General features: G+C 73.4%; 17 protein-coding genes and 2 tRNA genes. 12 read left to right on the plus strand and 7 right to left on the minus strand.

The features are described 5' to 3' along the window. Window positions 1-67 precede the first annotated feature (67 nt). The 3 genes from EES41_RS24155 to EES41_RS24165 all read left to right on the plus strand — a co-directional run bounded on the left by EES41_RS24155 (window position 68) and on the right by EES41_RS24165 (window position 2383). Window positions 68-141, plus strand: a tRNA-Met gene (locus tag EES41_RS24155). A gap of 205 nt (window positions 142-346) precedes the next feature. Continuing rightward, a complete protein-coding gene (locus tag EES41_RS24160; protein WP_123080286.1) occupies window positions 347-2203 on the plus strand; it encodes a tetratricopeptide repeat protein in 1857 nt (618 codons plus the stop codon). 106 nt (window positions 2204-2309) lie between these two features. Further along, a tRNA-Met gene (locus EES41_RS24165) sits at window positions 2310-2383 on the plus strand. 162 nt (window positions 2384-2545) lie between these two features. Here the strand turns inward: EES41_RS24165 and EES41_RS24170 are convergent. After that, window positions 2546-2956 (minus strand): Fur family transcriptional regulator, encoded by a 411-nt coding sequence (locus EES41_RS24170; RefSeq protein ID WP_123080287.1) that lies wholly within the window; start codon window positions 2954-2956, stop codon window positions 2546-2548. A 133-nt stretch (window positions 2957-3089) separates the two neighbouring features. On the opposite strand from EES41_RS24170, the gene EES41_RS24175 reads away from it, so the two are divergent. Continuing rightward, a complete protein-coding gene (locus EES41_RS24175) occupies window positions 3090-4559 on the plus strand; it encodes a catalase (protein ID WP_123080288.1) in 1470 nt (489 codons plus the stop codon). Between the two features lie 90 nt (window positions 4560-4649). Here EES41_RS24175 and EES41_RS24180 read toward each other — a convergent pair whose 3' ends face one another. Then, window positions 4650-5045: a cyclic nucleotide-binding/CBS domain-containing protein gene (locus tag EES41_RS24180; protein WP_008741496.1), complete on the minus strand. Its 396-nt coding sequence runs from the start codon at window positions 5043-5045 to the stop codon at window positions 4650-4652. Window positions 5046-5213: 168 nt separating this feature from the next. Continuing rightward, window positions 5214-6020 (minus strand): histidinol-phosphatase, encoded by an 807-nt coding sequence (gene hisN, locus EES41_RS24185; protein WP_123080289.1) that lies wholly within the window; start codon window positions 6018-6020, stop codon window positions 5214-5216. Window positions 6021-6153: 133 nt separating this feature from the next. Here hisN and EES41_RS24190 point away from each other — a divergent pair, with 133 nt between their 5' ends. Next, a complete protein-coding gene (locus EES41_RS24190) occupies window positions 6154-6717 on the plus strand; it encodes a TetR/AcrR family transcriptional regulator (RefSeq protein WP_123080290.1) in 564 nt (187 codons plus the stop codon). On the opposite strand, the gene EES41_RS24195 is transcribed toward EES41_RS24190, so the two are convergent. From EES41_RS24195 to EES41_RS24210, 4 genes are all read right to left on the minus strand, one after another. Continuing rightward, window positions 6683-7006, minus strand: a complete 324-nt coding sequence (locus EES41_RS24195) for a multidrug efflux SMR transporter (protein WP_123080291.1) — start codon at window positions 7004-7006, stop codon at window positions 6683-6685. The two genes, EES41_RS24190 and EES41_RS24195, sit on opposite strands and share 35 nt — an antisense overlap. Before the next feature lie 151 nt (window positions 7007-7157). After that, window positions 7158-8168 carry a ribosome small subunit-dependent GTPase A gene (gene rsgA, locus EES41_RS24200; protein WP_123080292.1) on the minus strand — a complete coding sequence of 337 codons (1011 nt, stop codon included), beginning with the start codon at window positions 8166-8168 and terminating at the stop codon, window positions 7158-7160. A gap of 8 nt (window positions 8169-8176) precedes the next feature. Further along, on the minus strand, window positions 8177-9529 hold the full coding sequence (gene aroA, locus EES41_RS24205) for a 3-phosphoshikimate 1-carboxyvinyltransferase (protein WP_123080293.1): 1353 nt from the start codon (window positions 9527-9529) through the stop codon (window positions 8177-8179). A gap of 53 nt (window positions 9530-9582) precedes the next feature. After that, entirely contained in the window at window positions 9583-10296 is a 714-nt protein-coding gene (locus EES41_RS24210) for a M50 family metallopeptidase (RefSeq protein ID WP_123080294.1), read from the minus strand. 53 nt (window positions 10297-10349) lie between these two features. Between EES41_RS24210 and EES41_RS24215 the strand changes: the two genes are divergently transcribed. From EES41_RS24215 to EES41_RS24245, 7 genes are all read left to right on the plus strand, one after another. Further along, entirely contained in the window at window positions 10350-11165 is an 816-nt protein-coding gene (locus tag EES41_RS24215; protein WP_123080295.1) for an SOS response-associated peptidase, read from the plus strand. Between the two features lie 17 nt (window positions 11166-11182). Then, window positions 11183-11842, plus strand: a complete 660-nt coding sequence (locus tag EES41_RS24220; RefSeq protein WP_123080296.1) for an alpha/beta family hydrolase — start codon at window positions 11183-11185, stop codon at window positions 11840-11842. Between the two features lie 332 nt (window positions 11843-12174). After that, window positions 12175-12819, plus strand: a complete 645-nt coding sequence (locus tag EES41_RS24225; RefSeq protein WP_008741505.1) for a sigma-70 family RNA polymerase sigma factor — start codon at window positions 12175-12177, stop codon at window positions 12817-12819. Next, the gene (gene rsrA / locus EES41_RS24230) at window positions 12816-13136 is read left to right on the plus strand and encodes a mycothiol system anti-sigma-R factor (protein WP_008741506.1); all 321 of its coding nucleotides are present in this window, start codon (window positions 12816-12818) and stop codon (window positions 13134-13136) included. The genes EES41_RS24225 and rsrA overlap by 4 nt, the downstream gene beginning before the upstream one ends. A gap of 169 nt (window positions 13137-13305) precedes the next feature. Beyond that, window positions 13306-14823 carry an HD-GYP domain-containing protein gene (locus EES41_RS24235; protein WP_254211559.1) on the plus strand — a complete coding sequence of 506 codons (1518 nt, stop codon included), beginning with the start codon at window positions 13306-13308 and terminating at the stop codon, window positions 14821-14823. Continuing rightward, the gene (locus EES41_RS24240) at window positions 14820-16106 is read left to right on the plus strand and encodes an HD-GYP domain-containing protein (RefSeq protein ID WP_123080298.1); all 1287 of its coding nucleotides are present in this window, start codon (window positions 14820-14822) and stop codon (window positions 16104-16106) included. Before EES41_RS24235 ends, EES41_RS24240 begins: the two co-directional genes overlap by 4 nt. Window positions 16107-16234: 128 nt before the next feature. Further along, window positions 16235-17221 carry a hypothetical protein gene (locus EES41_RS24245; protein ID WP_008741509.1) on the plus strand — a complete coding sequence of 329 codons (987 nt, stop codon included), beginning with the start codon at window positions 16235-16237 and terminating at the stop codon, window positions 17219-17221. Window positions 17222-17241 lie beyond the last annotated feature (20 nt).

The following is a 17241-nucleotide window of genomic DNA, read 5'->3' on the forward strand; positions in this document are numbered from 1 at the left end:
CTGGACCGCCCGCCGGTCCCGCTTGGTAATGGCTCCGTCCCGCGTCGTGATACTGTGGTTTCACCGACGCGGGGTGGAGCAGCTCGGTAGCTCGCTGGGCTCATAACCCAGAGGTCGCAGGTTCAAATCCTGTCCCCGCTACTGAAGATGAAGGCCCGGATCCATGGGATCCGGGCCTTCGTCATGTCCGGGGCGGCCGTGGTTTCACGACGTGGGGTAGCTGGGGCGGGTGAGTTGGGGCAAGACCGTGTTTGACTTGTCTCCCTGTGGGCATGTCGACAAAACGCTGTAGTGACCTCACTGGCTGCGACATACCAGGTGTACGCGGGTAGCAGGTGATGCGACGATGGGATTTATGGGGGACAGGTCAACTCTGCTGGAGACAGGGCGGTTTGTGAGGGCGGAGGCCGAGCCGGACGCGGGTGCCGTGGAGGAGGCTCAGACCGTTAACGCGCAGACCGCACTGACCGATGCGGATTTCGCGGATGAGGCGTTCGTCGAGGCGGACGCGGCGAGCGACGCCGAGCTCGAAGCCCGGCACCGGGTGGCCGCCGACAAGGGGGACGCGGGTGCCATGAGCGTGCTCGGCGCCCTGCTGCTGCGCCGCGGCGACCTGGCCGGGGCGGAGCCCTACCTGCGCGGCGCCACTGCGGGAGGGGACCGCGCCGCCGCGAACAACCTGGGCGTACTCCTGCACCAGCGCGGCTACCCCGACGAGGCGGCCGGCTGGTGGCGGGTCGCCGCCGTCGCCGGATCCGCCCCGGCCGCGCACGCGCTGGGCCGCCACTACCGCGAGCGGGGGGACGAGCCGGCCGCCGAGTACTGGATGCGCCAGGCGGCGGAATCCGGCCACGCGCTCGGCGCGTACGGGCTGGCCGACCTGCTGGAGCACCGCGGCGACAAGGGCGTGGAGCGGTGGTTCCGGGCCGCCGCCGAACAGGGGCACCGCGAGGCGGCGTACCGGCTCGCCCGGCACCTGCGCAAGGGCGACCCGGCCGAGGCCGAACAGTGGTACCGGCAGGCCGCCGCGCGCGGGCACCGGCGTGCCGCGCTGCACCTGGGCGCGCTGCTGGAGGCGCGCGGCGAGCTCAAGGAGGCCGGGCGCTGGTACCTGACCTCCGCCAAGCAGGGCGAGGCGCGGGCGGCGTGCGCGCTCGGCTTCCTGCTGCGCGACGCCGGGGACGAGGAGAGCGCGGCCGCGTGGTGGCACCGGGCCGCGCAGGACGGCGACGGCAACGCGGCGAACGCGCTGGGCGCCCTGCACGCGGCGCGGGGGGAGACCCAGACCGCCGAGCGCTGGTACCGGGCCGCGATGGACGCGGGCGACCAGAACGGGGCGTACAACCTCGCGCTGCTGTGCGCGGCGCAGGAGCGGACCGCGCAGGCCGAGCAGTGGTACCGGCGCGCGGCGTACGCGGGGCACCGCGAGGCCGCCAACGCGCTGGCGATCCTGCTCCTCCAGGGCGGCGACGCGGCGGGCGCGGAGCCCTGGTTCTCCAAGGCGGCGGAGGCGGGGAGCGTGGACGCCGCGTTCAACCTCGGCATCCTGTTCGCCAGTCGCGACGAGGACCGGACGGCGCTGAAGTGGTACGAGCGGGCCGCGTCGGCCGGGCACACCGACGCGGCGCTCCAGGTCGGGATCGCGCTGGTCCGGGACGGGGAGGAGCGCGCCGCGGAGCGGCACCTGCGGTGCGCGGCGGGCGGCGGCAGCGCGGAGGCCGCGTTCCGGCTGGCCTCCCTGCTGGAGTCGCTGGCCCCGGCGCCGGAGCCGGTGGCGCTGGGCGAGCCGGTGGGCGGCGTCGCGCGCACCGAGAGCGAGGAGTGGTACGAGCGGGCGGCCGAGCAGGGGCACCGGCGGGCGCAGGTCCGGGTCGGGATGCTGGCGGCCGCGCGGGGCGATCTGGCGGTCGCGGCGCGGTGGTACCGGGAGGCGGCGGAGGCCGGATCCCGCAACGGGGCGTTCAACCTGGGGCTGCTGCTGGCCCGGGAGGGGAACGAGCCGGAGGCGGCCCTGTGGTGGACCCGGGCGGCGGTGGCCGGGCACGGCCGGGCCGCGCTGCGGCTGGGGCTGCTGGCGGCGCGGCACGGGGACCTGGCGGAGGGGCAGAAGTGGTGCGTGCGGGCCATGGAGCTGGGGCCGGCCGAGGTCTCGGAGCGGGCCGCCCGGTTGCGCGACGCGCTGGCGGAGGAACTCTCGGCCTGAGCCGGCTGCCGCCGGCCCGGCCGGCCGCCCGCCTGGCCTGCCCGGATGCCGTCCGTTAGGCGATTTGCATCTGCCGACAGCGTCCCCGTACAGTGGGGTTTACCGACGCGGGGTGGAGCAGCTCGGTAGCTCGCTGGGCTCATAACCCAGAGGTCGCAGGTTCAAATCCTGTCCCCGCTACTGAAGGACTCAGGGCCCGGATCCAATGGATCCGGGCCCTGAGTCGTTGGCCCGTGGAAATTCGGCCCGTGGAAATTCGGCCGGCGGGAAGTCGGCCAGCGGGAAGGGGCCCCGGGAGCGATCGCTCCCGGGGCCCCTTCCCGCGTTCTCGGCGGCCAGGCGCTACGCGCAGTTCGGGCAGAGGCCGCGGTACGTCACCTCGACGCCCGACACCGTGAAGCCGAAGCGCTCCGAGTCGGGGAGGTCGGCCAGCGGGTTGCCGGCCGGGTGGACGTCGCGGATCGCGCCGCACCGGGCGCAGACCAGGTGCTGGTGCGGGCGGTGCGCGTTCGGGTCGTACCGCTTCGCGCGCCGGTCCGTGGACACCTCCAGGACCTCGCCGAGGGTCACGAGCTCGCCGAGCGTGTTGTAGACCGTCGCCCGGGAGATCTCCGGCAGCTTGGCCACGGCGCGCGCGTGCACCTCGTCGGCCGTCAGGTGCACGTGGTCACCGTCGAGCACCTCGGCCACGACGCGCCGTTGTGCGGTCATGCGCCATCCGCGTCCGCGAAGTCGTTCCAGCAGGTCACTCATACCGCCAGCCTAACAGCGCGGCGATCCCGTGTAGAAGTCGAAGCAGTGTTGAATTGGATGCTGGCTTGACTTAGACAAAGTCCATCGTAGGATCGATTACGGCACACGCCAAGGACAGGTGCAGGTGGCAGGAATGACGCAGGAGGCGCACGTGACGCAGGGACCGCTCACCACGGAGGCCGGGGCTCCGGTCGCGGACAACCAGAACAGCGAGACCGCCGGCATCGGCGGGCCCGTTCTCGTCCAGGACCAGCTGCTCCTCGAAAAGCTCGCCCACTTCAACCGCGAGCGCATCCCGGAGCGCGTGGTGCACGCCCGCGGCGCCGGTGCGTACGGCACCTTCACACTGACCCGTGACGTCTCCCAGTGGACCCGCGCGAAGTTCCTGTCCGAGGTCGGCAAGGAGACCGAGACCTTCCTGCGCTTCTCCACCGTCGCCGGCAACCTCGGATCGGCCGACGCCGTGCGCGACCCCCGCGGCTGGGCGCTGAAGTTCTACACCGAAGAGGGCAACTACGACCTCGTCGGCAACAACACCCCGGTGTTCTTCATCAAGGACGCCATCAAGTTCCCGGACTTCATCCACACCCAGAAGCGCGACCCGTACACGGGCTCGCAGGAAGCCGACAACGTGTGGGACTTCTGGGGCCTGAGCCCCGAGTCCACCCACCAGGTGACCTGGCTCTTCGGTGACCGCGGCATCCCGGCCTCCTACCGCCACATGAACGGCTACGGCTCGCACACGTTCCAGTGGAACAACGAGGCCGGCGAGGTCTTCTGGGTCAAGTACCACTTCAAGACCGACCAGGGCATCAAGAACCTCACCCAGGCCGAGGCCAACCGGCTCGCCGGCGAGGACCCGGACTCCCACCAGCGCGACCTGCGCGAGTCCATCGAGCGCGGCGACTTCCCGACCTGGACCGTGCAGGTCCAGATCATGCCGGCGGCCGAGGCGGCCCAGTACCGGTTCAACCCGTTCGACCTCACCAAGGTGTGGCCGCACGAGGACTACCCGCCGATCGAGATCGGCAAGCTGGAGCTCAACCGCAACCCCGAGAACGTCTTCGCCGAGGTCGAGCAGAGCGTCTTCTCCCCGGCGCACTTCGTTCCCGGCATCGGTCCCTCCCCGGACAAGATGCTCCAGGGCCGTCTCTTCGCGTACGGCGACGCCCACCGCTACCGCGTCGGCATCAACGCCGACCACCTGCCGGTGAACCGCCCGCACGCCACCGAGGCGCGCACCAACTCCCGTGACGGCTCCCTCTACGACGGCCGCCACAAGGGCGCGAAGAACTACGAGCCGAACAGCTTCGGCGGCCCGTTCCAGACGGACCGTCCGCTGTGGCAGCCCATCGCGGTCACCGGCGGTACGGGCGACCACGCCGCCCCGGCGCACTCCGAGGACACCGACTTCGTGCAGGCGGGCGACCTCTACCGGCTGATGTCCGAGGAGGAGAAGTCGCGCCTGGTCGAGAACCTGTCCGGGTTCATCGCCAAGGTCTCCCGCGACGACATCGCCGAGCGGGCGATCGCCAACTTCCGTCAGGCCGACGGAGACTTCGGCAAGCGTCTGGAGGCCGCGGTCCAGGCCCTCCGCGGCTGAGCGTCCGCACGCGCCGAGGGCCGAGGGGCCGGACCCGCCCGGGGTCCGGCCCCTCGGCTTGCGCGGCTACGCGGCCAAGCGGCCAGGCGGCTACGCGGCCACGCGGCTGCGCCGGGCGGGTACCCAGCAGCGGATGATGTCGCGTACGGACACGATGCCCACCGGGCCGCCGTCCTCCAGCACGATCAGGTGCCGGAAGCCGCCGTGCGCCATGGCCTCGGCGGCTTCCTGGAGCGTTGCCTCCGGGGTGCAGAAGACGACGTTGTTGGTGGTGTGGGCGCCCACGGACTCCCGGTCGGGATCGTGGCCGGCGCCGATCGAGTTGAGGATGTCGCGCTCGGTCAGGATGCCGATGCCGCTGTGTTCGGGATCGAGGACGACGGCGGCGCCGACGCGCCGGCCGGACATCAGGCAGGCCGCCTGACGGAGGGAATGGGCGGGTCCGAGGGTGAGGATCACGGTGCTCATGGCGTCGCGGACGAGCATGAAGGGAGCCACCTCCTGGGTGAGCCGTCCGCCTCGCACTTAGAGAAGGGCTTCACAAGCGCACAAGCGGGCGGATCCTCAGATTCCCACGAACACGGAGGGTCATCAAGAGGGCGCGCTCGGCACGCGCTCAGCACGCGCGCGGCAAGGGAGCGCACGGGCCGCGCGTCAGGCGCGCGGGCGCAGGTGCCCCAGCATCTCCTCGTGCAGCAGCCCGTTCGACGCCGCCGCGTTGCCGCCGTCCACCCCGTCGGCCCCGTCCAGGCTGGTGAAACGGCCGCCCGCCTCCTGGACCACGACCGCGAGGGCCGCCATGTCCCACAGGTTCAGCTCCGGCTCGGCGCACAGGTCCAGCGAGCCCTCCGCGACCATCATGTACGGCCAGAAGTCGCCGTACCCCCGCGTACGCCAGCACGCCCGGGTCAGCTCCAGGAACCCGGGGAGCCGGCCCTGCTCCTCCCAGCCGGTCAGCGAGGAGTACGCGAAGGAGGCGTCGCCCAGGGAGCCCACCTTCGAGACGCCGAGCCGCACCGGGTCGCCGCCCAGCGCGCCGCCCGCGAACGCGCCCCCGCCCTCGGCCGCCCACCAGCGGCGGCCGAGCGCCGGCGCGGAGACCACGCCGACCACGGGGCGGAAGACCCCGTCCCGGCCCTCGGCCATCAGGGAGATCAGGGTCGCCCAGACGGGGACGCCGCGCACGTAGTTCTTCGTACCGTCGATCGGGTCCACGACCCAGCGGCGCGGGCCGGAGCCCTCCAGGCCGTACTCCTCGCCCAGGATCGCGTCGTCCGGCCGCGCGGCCAGGATCCCGGCCCGGATGATCTCCTCCGCGGCCCGGTCGGCCTCGCTCACCGGCGTCATGTCCGGCTTGGTCTCGACCTTCAGGTCAAGGGCGCGGAACCGCCGCGTCGTGGCGGCGTCCGCCGCGTCGGCGAGTTCGAGGGCAAGGCGCAGATCATCGTCATACTCGGGCATGGCCGAACAGTATCGGGACTGCCCCGGCCCGGCGAACGAGGTCCGCGGTGCGGTCGCCCACGCGCCCTTGACAGGATCTGTCGGCCCGTCAACTCTGGCGAAAGGAGTCCGGGGGAGCCGAGGGGAGGCGCGGATGCCGGCAGCGCGGGAGTCCTTGCTGGAGGCGGCGGGAGCGGCGCTCTCGGCGCGTCCCTGGCCGGCCGTCCGGATGGTCGACGTGGCGGCGGCCGCCGGGGTGTCCCGGCAGACCCTCTACAACGAGTTCGGCGGCAAGGCGGGCCTGGGCCGCGCCCTGGTGCGGCGCGAGGCCGACCGGTACCTGTCCGGGGTGGACCTGGCCCTCGCCGCCCCGGCGGAGCAGGGCGAGCGCCTCGCGGCCGTGGCGGAGTGGACCGTACGGGCGGCCCGCGCGCATCCCCTCGTACGGGCCCTGCTGACCGGGTTCTGGGACGGGAGCCTGCCCGTGCCGCCGGGGGAGCCCGCCCGGCCCGGGGCGGCGGCGCTGGGCCCCGGGGACCTGACCCGGGCCGTGCGCGAGCGGGCGGCGCTCGCGCTCACCCCGGAGGACGGGGCGCGGCAGGGGGAGCTGGCGCTGCGCCTCGCGCTCTCCTACGTGATCGTCCCCGGCGAGGAGCCCGGGATCGGGGAGCTGCTGCGGCTGCTCAGTGCGCCGAGCCGGACAGCTGGAGACCGATGACGCCGAGGATCACCAGCGAGATCGAGACGAGTTTCAGCGTGGACACCAGGTCGCCGAGGAAGATCATCCCGTAGATCGCGGTCCCGGCCGCGCCGATCCCCGTCCACACCGCGTAGGCGGGGCCCACGTCCAGCTTCTTGAGCGCCAGCGTGAGCAGGCCGAAGCTGCCGAGCGCGAAGCAGGCGAACGCCACCGTCGGCCACATCCGGGTGAACCCGAGGGACAGCTTGAGGCAGACCGCGAAGCCCGTCTCCAGGACCCCGGCGACAATGACGAGCAGCCACGCCATGGCGAATGCCTCCCCGCGTCAGGTGACGACACGTCACTTGGTGCGATGATGGATTTATCCCGACACGGCCATCGACAAACACGGCGCACCCGCCTGCGGCCCGCCCGCAACCCGCCGGCGCGCCCCGGCGGCCGCTCGGCGCCACCGGCGGTCAGTCGCCCTCGCGGCGCTCCCGCGTCTCCAGCAGCCGCCGCAGCGAGTACAGCCGCGCCGGGTCCGCGTGGCCGTCCTCCACCCACGCGTCGAGCGCGCAGTCCTGCTCGTCGTGGCTACAGGCGCGCGGGCAGCCCTCCGTCCCCGGCACCAGGTCCGGGAAGGCCAGGATCACCCGGGACGGATCCACGTGGTGCAGGCCGAAGGAGCGCACGCCCGGGGTGTCGATGACCCAGCCGTCGCCCGAGGGCAGCGGCAGCGCGAGCGCCGAGGTGGTGGTGTGCCGGCCGCGGCCGGTCACCGCGTTGACGTGGCCGGTGGCGCGCTGGCGGCCCTCGGCGACGAGCGAGTTGACCAGGGTGGTCTTGCCGACGCCGGAATGGCCGACGAAGGCGGTGATCCGGCCGTTCAGGCGCTCGCGCACCCGCTCCGCCGCGTCCCCGGTCGCCAGCTCCTCGCGGTTGGTGACGACGTAGTTCACACCGAGCGTCGAGTAGATCTCCAGGATCTTGTCGGCGGAGGTGAGGTCGGACTTGGTGAGCACCAGCAGCGGCTCCAGCCCCGCGTCGTACGCGGCCACCAGACAGCGGTCGATCATGCGGGGCCGGGGTTCCGGATCGGCCAGGGCCGTGACGATGGCCAGCTGGTCGGCGTTGGCGACGACCACGCGCTCGTACGGGTCGTCGTCGTCGGCGGTGCGCCGCAGGACGGACTTGCGCTCCTCGATCCGCACGATCCGGGCGAGGGTGTCCTTCTTGCCGGTCAGGTCGCCGACGATCCAGACCCGGTCGCCGACCACCGCCGCCTTGCGGCCCAGCTCACGGGCCTTCATGGCGTGCACCGTGCGGTCCTCGACCAGGCAGGTCAGCCTGCCGCGGTCCACGGTGAGGACGAAGCCCTCGGCCGCGTCCTCGTGCTTGGGGCGGATGCTGGTCCGCGGCCGGTTGCCCTTGGGGTTGGGCCGCTGGCGGATGTCGTCCTCGTCGGTGTGCTTGCCGTACCTGCGCATGACCGGCCCTACGCTCCCGCGCCCCGGGCCGTTCGGCCGAGCATGTCGGCCCACATCCGCGGGAAGTCCGGCAGGGTCTTGGCGGTCGTCGCCACGTTCTCGATGAGCACGCCGTCCACCGCGAGGCCGATCACCGCGCCGGCGGTGGCCATCCGGTGGTCGTCGTACGTGTGGAAGGTGCCGCCGCGCAGCGGGCGCGGGCGGATCCGCAGGCCGTCGGCGGTCTCGGTGACGTCGCCGCCGAGGCCGTTGATCTCCCTGGTGAGCGCCGCCAGCCGGTCCGTCTCGTGCAGCCGCAGGTGGGCGACCCCGCGCAGCACCGACTCGGAGTCGGCGAGCGCGGCGACGGCCGCGATGCCCGGGGTGAGCTCGCCGACCTCGCCGAGGTCCACGTCGATGCCGTGGATCTTGCCGGTGCCGGTGAAGACGAGACCCGCGTCGGTCAGCTCGCAGGAGCCGCCCATCTCCGTGAAGATCCGGCGCAGCGCGTCACCGGGCTGCGTGGTGCGGCGCGGCCAGTCCGGGACCGTGACGGTGCCGCCGGTGATCAGGGCGGCCGCCAGGAACGGCTGGGCGTTGGAGAGGTCCGGCTCGACGGTCATGTCGCGGCCCAGCAGCGCGCCGGGCGCGACCCGCCAGACGTCCTTCTCGCCGCCGGCCTCGGGGGTGTCGACCTGGGCGCCCGCCGCGCGCAGCATCTCCACCGTCATCCGGATGTGCGGCATCGACGGCAGGTTGGCGCCCACGTGCCGGACCTCGACGCCCTGGTTGAAGCGCGGGGCGGAGAGCAGCAGCGCGGAGACGAACTGGGAGGAGTTGCTCGCGTCGATCTCGACCGTGCCGCCCTCCAGGGCCCCGCCGCCCTGGACGGTCAGCGGCAGGGCGCCGCGGCCGTCGTCGTCGATCCGGGCGCCGAGGGCGCGCAGCGCGGTGATGACCTGGCCGAGGGGGCGCTCGTAGGAACGGGGGTCGCCGTCGAAACGGATGTCGCCCGAGGCGAGGGTCGCGACGGGCGGCAGGAAGCGCATGACCGTGCCCGCGTTGCCGACGTCGACGGTGGCCGGGCCGTGCAGCGCGGCCGGGATGATCCGCCAGGCCTCGCCGCCGGCTCCCTCGCCCCCGGAGCTGGAGGAGACGGTCTCCTCGATGCCGACGCCCAGCGCGCGCAGCGCGTCCGACATCAGCTGGGAGTCGCGCGAGCGCAGCGGGCGGCGCACCCAGCCGGGTTCGGAGGCCAGCGCGGCCAGGACCAGAGCGCGGTTGGTGACCGATTTGGACCCCGGCACGGTCACGGTGGCGTGGACGGCCCCGTCCGCGAGCGGGGCGGGCCAGAGGGCGTGGAGCGCGGAGGTCTCGGTCATGGGGCCCACTTTAGTGGCTACCCACGGGCCCCGATCTTGATCACGGGCCCGTCTCAGAGGCCGAGGAGCCAGCGCCCGCCGCCGATCAGGGAGCACAGCGCGACGGCGTGGAAGAGGAACAGCCAGACCACCGGGTGCACATGGGTCAGGCGCCCCAGCTGGTCCGCATCGGAATCGGGTGCTCCGCCGTGCCTCCGTTTGGCTTGAAGTTCGAAGACCGGCCGGACCCCGCCCAGCAGCAGGAACCACACCACCACGTACGCGAACGCCGCCTGGACCTCGGCCGAGGTCAGCCAGGACACCAGCACGAACGCCGCGCCGGTGAGGACGACCGTCAGCGCCCCGTACGCGTTGCGGATCATCACCAGCATCGTGACCAGCAGCGCGGTCGCCGCCCACAGCAGCAGGGTGATCCGGTGCGCCGACAGCAGCGCCGCCCCGCCGAGGCCGAGCAGCGAGGGGGCCGTGTACCCGGCGGCGGCGGTCAGGATCATGCCGAGTCCGGTCGGCTTGCCGCGGCTGACGGTGACCCCGCTGGTGTCCGAGTGCAGCCGGATCCCGTCCAGGCTCCGCCCGGTCAGCAGGGCGAGCAGCCCGTGTCCGCCCTCGTGCGCGATGGTCACGGCGTTCCGGGACAGCCGCCACAGCGGGCGGGGGCCCACGGCGGCCAGCGCCACCAGGCCCGTCACGATCACCAGCCACAGCTCGGGCGGGGTCTGTATGCCCGTGAGCCGGTCCCACAGGCCGGCCGTCGTGGTGCTGTCCATAGGGTGGCGGACTCCTTGCGGTGGTGGTCGGGTGTCGTGGCAGTGTGGCAGCCATGTGCGGACGGTATGCGGCGGGTCGTGGGCCCGAGGACCTGGTGGAGCTCTTCGGCATCGAGAAGTGGGAGCCCGAGGAGACCCTGGCGCCCGACTGGAACGTGGCGCCGACGAAAGAGGTCCACGTCGTCCTCGACCGTCCTGTGAAGGACGCCGCGGACCCGCGTCCGGTTCGTCAGCTGCGCGTCCTGAGGTGGGGCCTGGTCCCCTCCTGGGCCAAGAACCCCGAGGGCGCCGCCCGGATGATCAACGCCCGGTCCGAGACCCTCGCCGAGAAGCCGTCCTTCAAGCGCCCCTTCGCGCAGCGCCGCTGCATCATCCCGGCCGACGGCTACTACGAGTGGGTCACCGCCCACGACGAACGGCAGCTGGAGGTCGAGGGCAAGCGGAAACGGGCCCGCAAACAGCCCTACTTCGTGCTCCCCGCCGACGGCTCCGTCTTCGCCATGGCCGGGATATACGAGTTCTGGCGCGACCGGACCCTGCCCGACGAGCACCCGATGGCCTGGTGGGTCACCTGCTCGGTGATCACCACCGAGGCCGAGACCGGCCCGCTGGCCGTCGCCCCCGCCGAGGGGCCGGGCTCTCTCTCGGAGATCCACCCCCGGATGCCGGTGATGCTGACCCCGGACAAGTGGGACCCCTGGCTGGACCCGGCCCGGACCGACCCCGACGAGCTCCGGCACCTGCTGGCACCGCCGCCGGGCGGGCTGATGCGCGCCTACCCGGTGTCCACCGCCGTGAGCAACGTGCGCAACAACGGGGCCGAGCTGCTGACGGAGCTGGCCGCGCCGGAGGAGGCGACCCTCTTCTGACCCGGCATGATCGGCGCATGACCACGCGTACCGAGAGTGTCGACACCCCGGCGGGCGAGGCCCGTGTCACCTGGCACCCCGCGACCGGCGGCGCCGCCGCCCGGCTCGTGCTCGCCGTGAGCCACGGGGCCGGCGGCGGCATCGAGGCCCGGGACCTGCGGGCACTGGCGGCGGCGCTGCCCGCACGCGGCGTCACCGTGGCCCTGGTCGAGCAGCCCTGGCGGGTGGCCGGGAAGAAGGTCGCCGCCGCGCCGAAGGTGCTGGACGAGGGCTGGCGCGGGCTGTGGCCGGCGCTGACGCGGCCCGGGCTGCCGGTGGTGGCCGGCGGCCGCAGCGCCGGGGCCCGGGTGGCGTGCCGGACCGCCGCCGGGCTGGACGCGGCCGGGGTGCTGGCGCTGTCGTTCCCGCTGCACCCGCCGGGCCGGCCGGAGAAGTCCCGGGCCGCGGAGCTGCTGGGCGCCGGGCGGCCCGCCCTGGTGCTCCAGGGCGGCCGGGACCCGTTCGGCCGACCCGAGGAGTTCCCGCCGCCGGCCGCGGACCATCCGTACCGGCTCGTCGAGGTCCCGTACGGTGACCACGGCTTCGCGGTGCCCAAGAAGGCCGGGCCCACGCAGGACGAGGCCCTCGCGGTGATCACGGAGACGACGGCCGAATGGCTCCTGGAACTCCCGCTCTGAGCGCGACCTGACATATTCGGGGGTGATCCGCCTCACCTTTGCCGCCGGACCGGCCCCCAGGCCCGGAATGGGCCGAAATCCCGTGCCGCGCCTGGGAATGCGCCGCCCGGCCGGGCTGTTGACCCACATGTCGGTAAGCACGGGAAACGTCGGAGGAGAGGGAGCGCATGCCCCAGGTCATCAGCCAGAACCGTCCGCAGGCCGCTGACCTGGACTGGACGGTGCTTCCTGCCCCCAAGCGCGGTCTGCTTCGGGCGGCGGAAGCCCGGGATGGTCGACTATTCTCCGATTCGAGCGGGTCCGCTTTCGGAGCCGCCACGCAGTCGGAGGAGGTGGGTCCTGTCGCTGGGACCGACGAAGGCCATGCGGAGGAGACGACCCCCGAGCGCAACGCGCGCTTCGAGCGGGACGCCCTCGGCTACCTCGACCAGATGTATTCGGCCGCGCTGCGCATGACGCGCAATCCGGCCGACGCCGAGGACCTGGTCCAGGAGACGTACGCGAAGGCATACGCGTCCTTCCACCAGTTCCGCGAGGGCACCAACCTGAAGGCGTGGCTCTACCGCATCCTGACCAACACGTTCATCAACTCGTACCGCAAGAAGCAGCGCGAACCCCAGCGCAGTGCGGCCGAGGAGATCGAGGACTGGCAGCTGGCGCGGGCCGAGTCGCACATGTCGACCGGTTTGCGTTCCGCCGAATCGCAGGCGCTCGACCACCTGCCCGATTCGGATGTGAAAGAAGCGCTGCAGGCCATTCCGGAGGAGTTCCGCATCGCGGTCTATCTTGCCGACGTAGAGGGCTTTGCGTACAAGGAGATCGCGGACATCATGGGTACACCCATAGGGACAGTCATGTCGCGACTGCACCGTGGCCGCCGTCAACTCCGCGGAATGCTGGAGGACTATGCCCGTGAGCGCGGGCTGGTCCCCGCCGGCGCGGGAGAGTCGAACGACCTGAAAGGCTCGGGCTCATGAGCTGCGGAGAGCCGCACGAGACGGAGTGCTCTGAGGTCCTGGACCACCTGTACGAGTTCCTAGACCACGAGATGCCCGACAGCGATTGCACGAAGTTCGAGACGCACTTCGGCGAGTGCAATCCCTGTCTGGAGAAGTACGGCCTCGAACAGGCCGTGAAGAAGCTGGTGAAGCGCTGCTGCGGTTCGGACGACGTGCCGAGCGACCTGCGGTCCAAGGTGATGGGGCGGATCGAGCTGATCCGCTCGGGGCAAGCCGTGCCCGAAGGTGACATCACCGATGTCACGGCCGGGCCGGCGAGTCCCGCGACCGGCTGACGGTCTTCCTTTCGAACAACCGCCCCCGGAAGGGCACTTCGTTCACTCGAAGGTGCTAATCCGGGGGCGTCCGCATGGCCCAAAGTGAAAATGCGGCTCGGTTCAACCGGGCCCCCCTTTATTCTCCCCATTCGGTGCCGGTCGGACCGGCGCCGGGGAGGAGAGCGCCATGCGGGTACTTCCGCCGGCGGCGCGCGGCTACATCCTGTGCGCCGTCCTCGCCGCGTCCGCGTGCGCCGCCCCCGCCCTGGCGCGGCCCGCCGCGACGCCCTGGGCGGCGGTGGCCGTCCTCGCGGTCCTCTACGCCGGATGCGAACTCGTCAAGGTCTGCCCGCCGCCGGGCCGCCGCGTGCCCGAGGGCATCGGCTCCTTCTTCCCCGTGCTGCTCGCCGCCGTGTTCCTGCTGCCGCCCGCCGCCGCCGCGCTCGTCGCGATGCCCGGCGGGTACGCCGCGACGGTGACGAACCCGCCCGTCCGGGTACGCCGGGTGTGGCACGCGGCGCAGCAGGCGCTGGCCGCGTGGACCGCCGGGCAGGTGTACGGGCTGCTGAACGGGCCCGCCACGCTCGGCGCGGGCCCCGTCGGCGGGACGGGGCCGCCCGATCCGGCCGGCCGGATCGCCGACTTCCCGTACGCGCTGCTGCCCGCGGCGGCCGCCGCCGTCGCCTTCTGCCTGGTGCTGACCGCCCTCGAAGCGGGCGTCCTGGCCGCCGCCGAACGCCGGTCCGCCGCCTCCGTCCGGCGCGGGCCGCCGGCCGCCGCCCTCGCCCTCGTCCCGCACTGCGTCCACGGCCTCGCCGGGCTGATGATGGCCGTGCTGTGGCGCAGCCCGTACGGGCTGCCGGCCGCGCTGCTGGTGCTGCTGCCGATGTACGTCTCCTGCTGGGTCTTCGCCCAGTACCACCGCGAGCGCGCCGCGCACCGGGCCACGATCCGGGCGCTGGTCCAGGCCGTGGACATCAAGGACCGCTACACGCGCGGGCACAGCGAGCGGGTCGGCCAGGCCTCCGCGATGATCGCCCGCGAGCTGGGGATGGCCGGGGAACGCCTGGAGGTCGTCCGGATCGCCGGGATCCTGCACGACGTCGGGAAACTCGGCGTGCCGACCCGGCTGCTGCGCAAGGACGGGCCGCTGACCCCCGAGGAGCGGCGGGTCATCGAACTGCACCCCGAGTACGGGCACGAGATCGTGCGCGGCATCGGCTTCCTCGGCGAGGCCCGGTCGGCGATCCTGCACCACCACGAGCGGATCGACGGCTCGGGCTATCCCTACGGGCTCGCCGGTGCGCAGATCCCCGAGCTGGCCCGGGTGGTGGCGGTGGCCGACGCCTTCGACGCGATGACCTCGACCCGTTCCTACAGCCGGGCCCGGCCGGTGCCGGCGGCGCTGGCCGAGCTGGAGCGGTGCGCGGGGGCGCAGTTCGACCCGGCGATGGTGGGCGCCCTGACCGACGCCATCGCACGGCACGGCTGGCACCCGGTGGTCACCTCGGACGAGGACCTCCAGGTCATCCCCGCGGGCGACGCCGGGGATGCCGCGAACCCCGGGAGCGCCGCGAACCCCGCGAACACCGCCGACTCCGGCGACGGGGCCGCCCGCGACCCGGCGGCCGCGGGGCAGCAGCCCGTGCCCGCCGGGGAGAGCGGCCGGCGCCGGGGCGGCGGCGGGGGCGGGGGCCGGGGATGAGGCCCTGGGACGCGTGGGCGGTGCGCGGCGCCGCGGTGGCGCTGGCCGCCGCCGGACTGGGGCACACCCTGTGGCACGGCGTCGCCCAGCCCGGCACCGCCCTCGCCTTCGCCGCCCTCGTCGCCCTCGGAGAACTCGCCCGCCGCGACCACCACGAGCACCGCGCCGCCGCATGGCACCTGCCCGCCGAGGACCGCCGGCCCGCGCCGCTCGGCTCCGCCGCGGCCCTCACGTACGCCCTGCTCGGGGAGGCCGCCGGGCACCCCACCCGGCACGGGGCGCTCCAGACCGTGGCCGTCGTCTTCGCGGCCGCCCTCGCCGCCGCCGTCCCGTACATCGCCCGCGGCGGCGGCCACGCACTCGACCTCGTGGCCCGGCGGGTGCTGACCGTCGCCTTCGCCGCCGTCTGTTTCCAGCCGCTCCACCACTCGGGGCGGCTGGAGGACCTGACCGGGCGGGGCCCGTGCCTCGTCGGCTTCCTGCTCGTCCTGCTGGGCCTGACCGCCCTGTGCGACGCGGTGCTCGCGGCCGCGCTGGCCCGGGCCGGGACCGGGTGGCCGTACGGGCCGCTGCTGCGCGACGAGCTGCGCGCCCAGCTCGGCATCGGCTCGGCGATCTGCGCGACCTGCGTGGTCATGGTGCTGGGCGTGGCGGTCGCCGGGCTGTGGGCCCTGCCCGTGTTCAGCCTGCCGCTGCTGCTGACCCAGACGTCCTTCCACCGGATCACCGCGATCCGCGTCACCTACCGCCAGACCATCACCTCGCTGGCCCGGGCCACCGAGATCGCCGGCTACACCCGCCCCGGCCACGCCCGCCGGGTCGCGGCCCTGAGCTGCGCCGTCGGCCGGGAGCTGGGGCTCTCCGAGCGGGAGCTCACGGTGCTGGAGTACGCGGCCCTGATGCACGACATCGGGCAGCTCTCCCTCGTCGACCCCGTCCCGGCGGGGGCCACGGCCGAGCTGCCCGCCGCCGAGGCCCGCCGGATCGCGGAGCTCGGCGGGGAGGTGGCCCGCCGGGCCGGGGTCCCGGCGGAGGTCGCCGTCGTGGTGGAGCTCCAGGCGGACCCGTACCGCCGCCAGCCCGTCGCCGCCCGTATCGTGCGCACGGTCAACGCGTACGACGACCTGGCGGCGGCGATCCTTCACCCGGGCGGCTCACTGGCGGCCCTGGAGCAGCTGAGGCTGGGCACCGGGCGGGACCACCACCCCGAGGTGGTGGAGTCCTTGGCGAGGGTTCTGGCCAGGGGAGGACGTGCCAGAGTTGTTCCCGCCCGACCGGGGTAACCCATGGGTAATGAGCGGTCGTCCGAGCGGGCATGGTTGGATGCCAGTGAGAGTGTCAGTGTGTCCGCAAGGCTGCACCGTAGTCCCCCAGCCACCGCTGGGAGGGTGCCCCCAGGCAGGCGGGAATCGTGAGGATCTTCGGGAAGGTACGGCATAGGCCCTCCGCCTCGTGGCGGCAGGCCACCGACCGCGCGTTCACGCTGATCGGCGACGGTCGGTACGAGGACGCGGGAGCGCTCCTGACCAGAGCGGCGGACCTGGAGCCCTGGCTGTCCGAGTCCTGGTTCAACCTGGCGCTGCTGCACAAGTTCCGGCACGACTGGGAGCAGGCGCGGGCCGCCGGGCTGCGCGCCGTGGCCCTGCTGGACCGGGAGAGCGGCGCCCCGGACTGGTGGAACGTCGGGATCGCCGCGACCGCGCTCCAGGACTGGCCGCTGGCCCGGCGCGCCTGGCAGGCGTACGGGCTGAAGGTGCCCGGGGAGGCCGCCGGGAACGGCGAGCCGGTCGGCATGGAGCTGGGCAGCGCCGCCGTGCGGCTGTCGCCGGAGGGCGAGGCCGAGGTGGTGTGGGGCCGCAGGCTGGACCCGGCGCGGATGGAGGTCCTCTCGATCCCGCTGCCCTCGTCCGGGCGGCGCTGGGGCGAGGTGGTCCTGCACGACGGGGTGCCGCACGGCGAGCGGGTCACCGCGGCCGGGCCCTCGTACCCCGTGTTCGACGAGATCGAGCTGTGGGCGCCCTCGCCGGTGCCGACCTGGGTGGTGCTGCTGGAGGCGGCGACCGAGGCGGACCGCGACGCCCTGGAGCAGCTCGCCTCGGACGCCGGATTCGCGGCCGAGGACTGGTCCTCGTCGGTGCGGCTGCTGTGCCGGACCTGCTCGGAGAGCGCGATGCCGAGCGGCGAGGGCGACGGGGAGCACCTGGATCCGCACGACCACAGCGAGCCGGGGCACCCGGGGCCGCTGGGCCACCGTACGACCGGGTCGGGCTCGCTGTGGGTTCCCGAGCGCGAGTGCGGGATCGCGGCGCCGGCCGGGCTGGTGCGCGGGCTGCTCGACGGCTGGGTCGCGGACAGCCCGGACAGCCGGGAGTGGCGGGATCTCGAAGAAGTCTGCTGAGCCGGGGCCGTAGGCTGTAC

The sequence above is a fragment of the Streptomyces sp. ADI95-16 genome, assembly GCF_003721495.1.
In the GTDB taxonomy this organism is placed as follows: domain Bacteria; phylum Actinomycetota; class Actinomycetes; order Streptomycetales; family Streptomycetaceae; genus Streptomyces; species Streptomyces goshikiensis.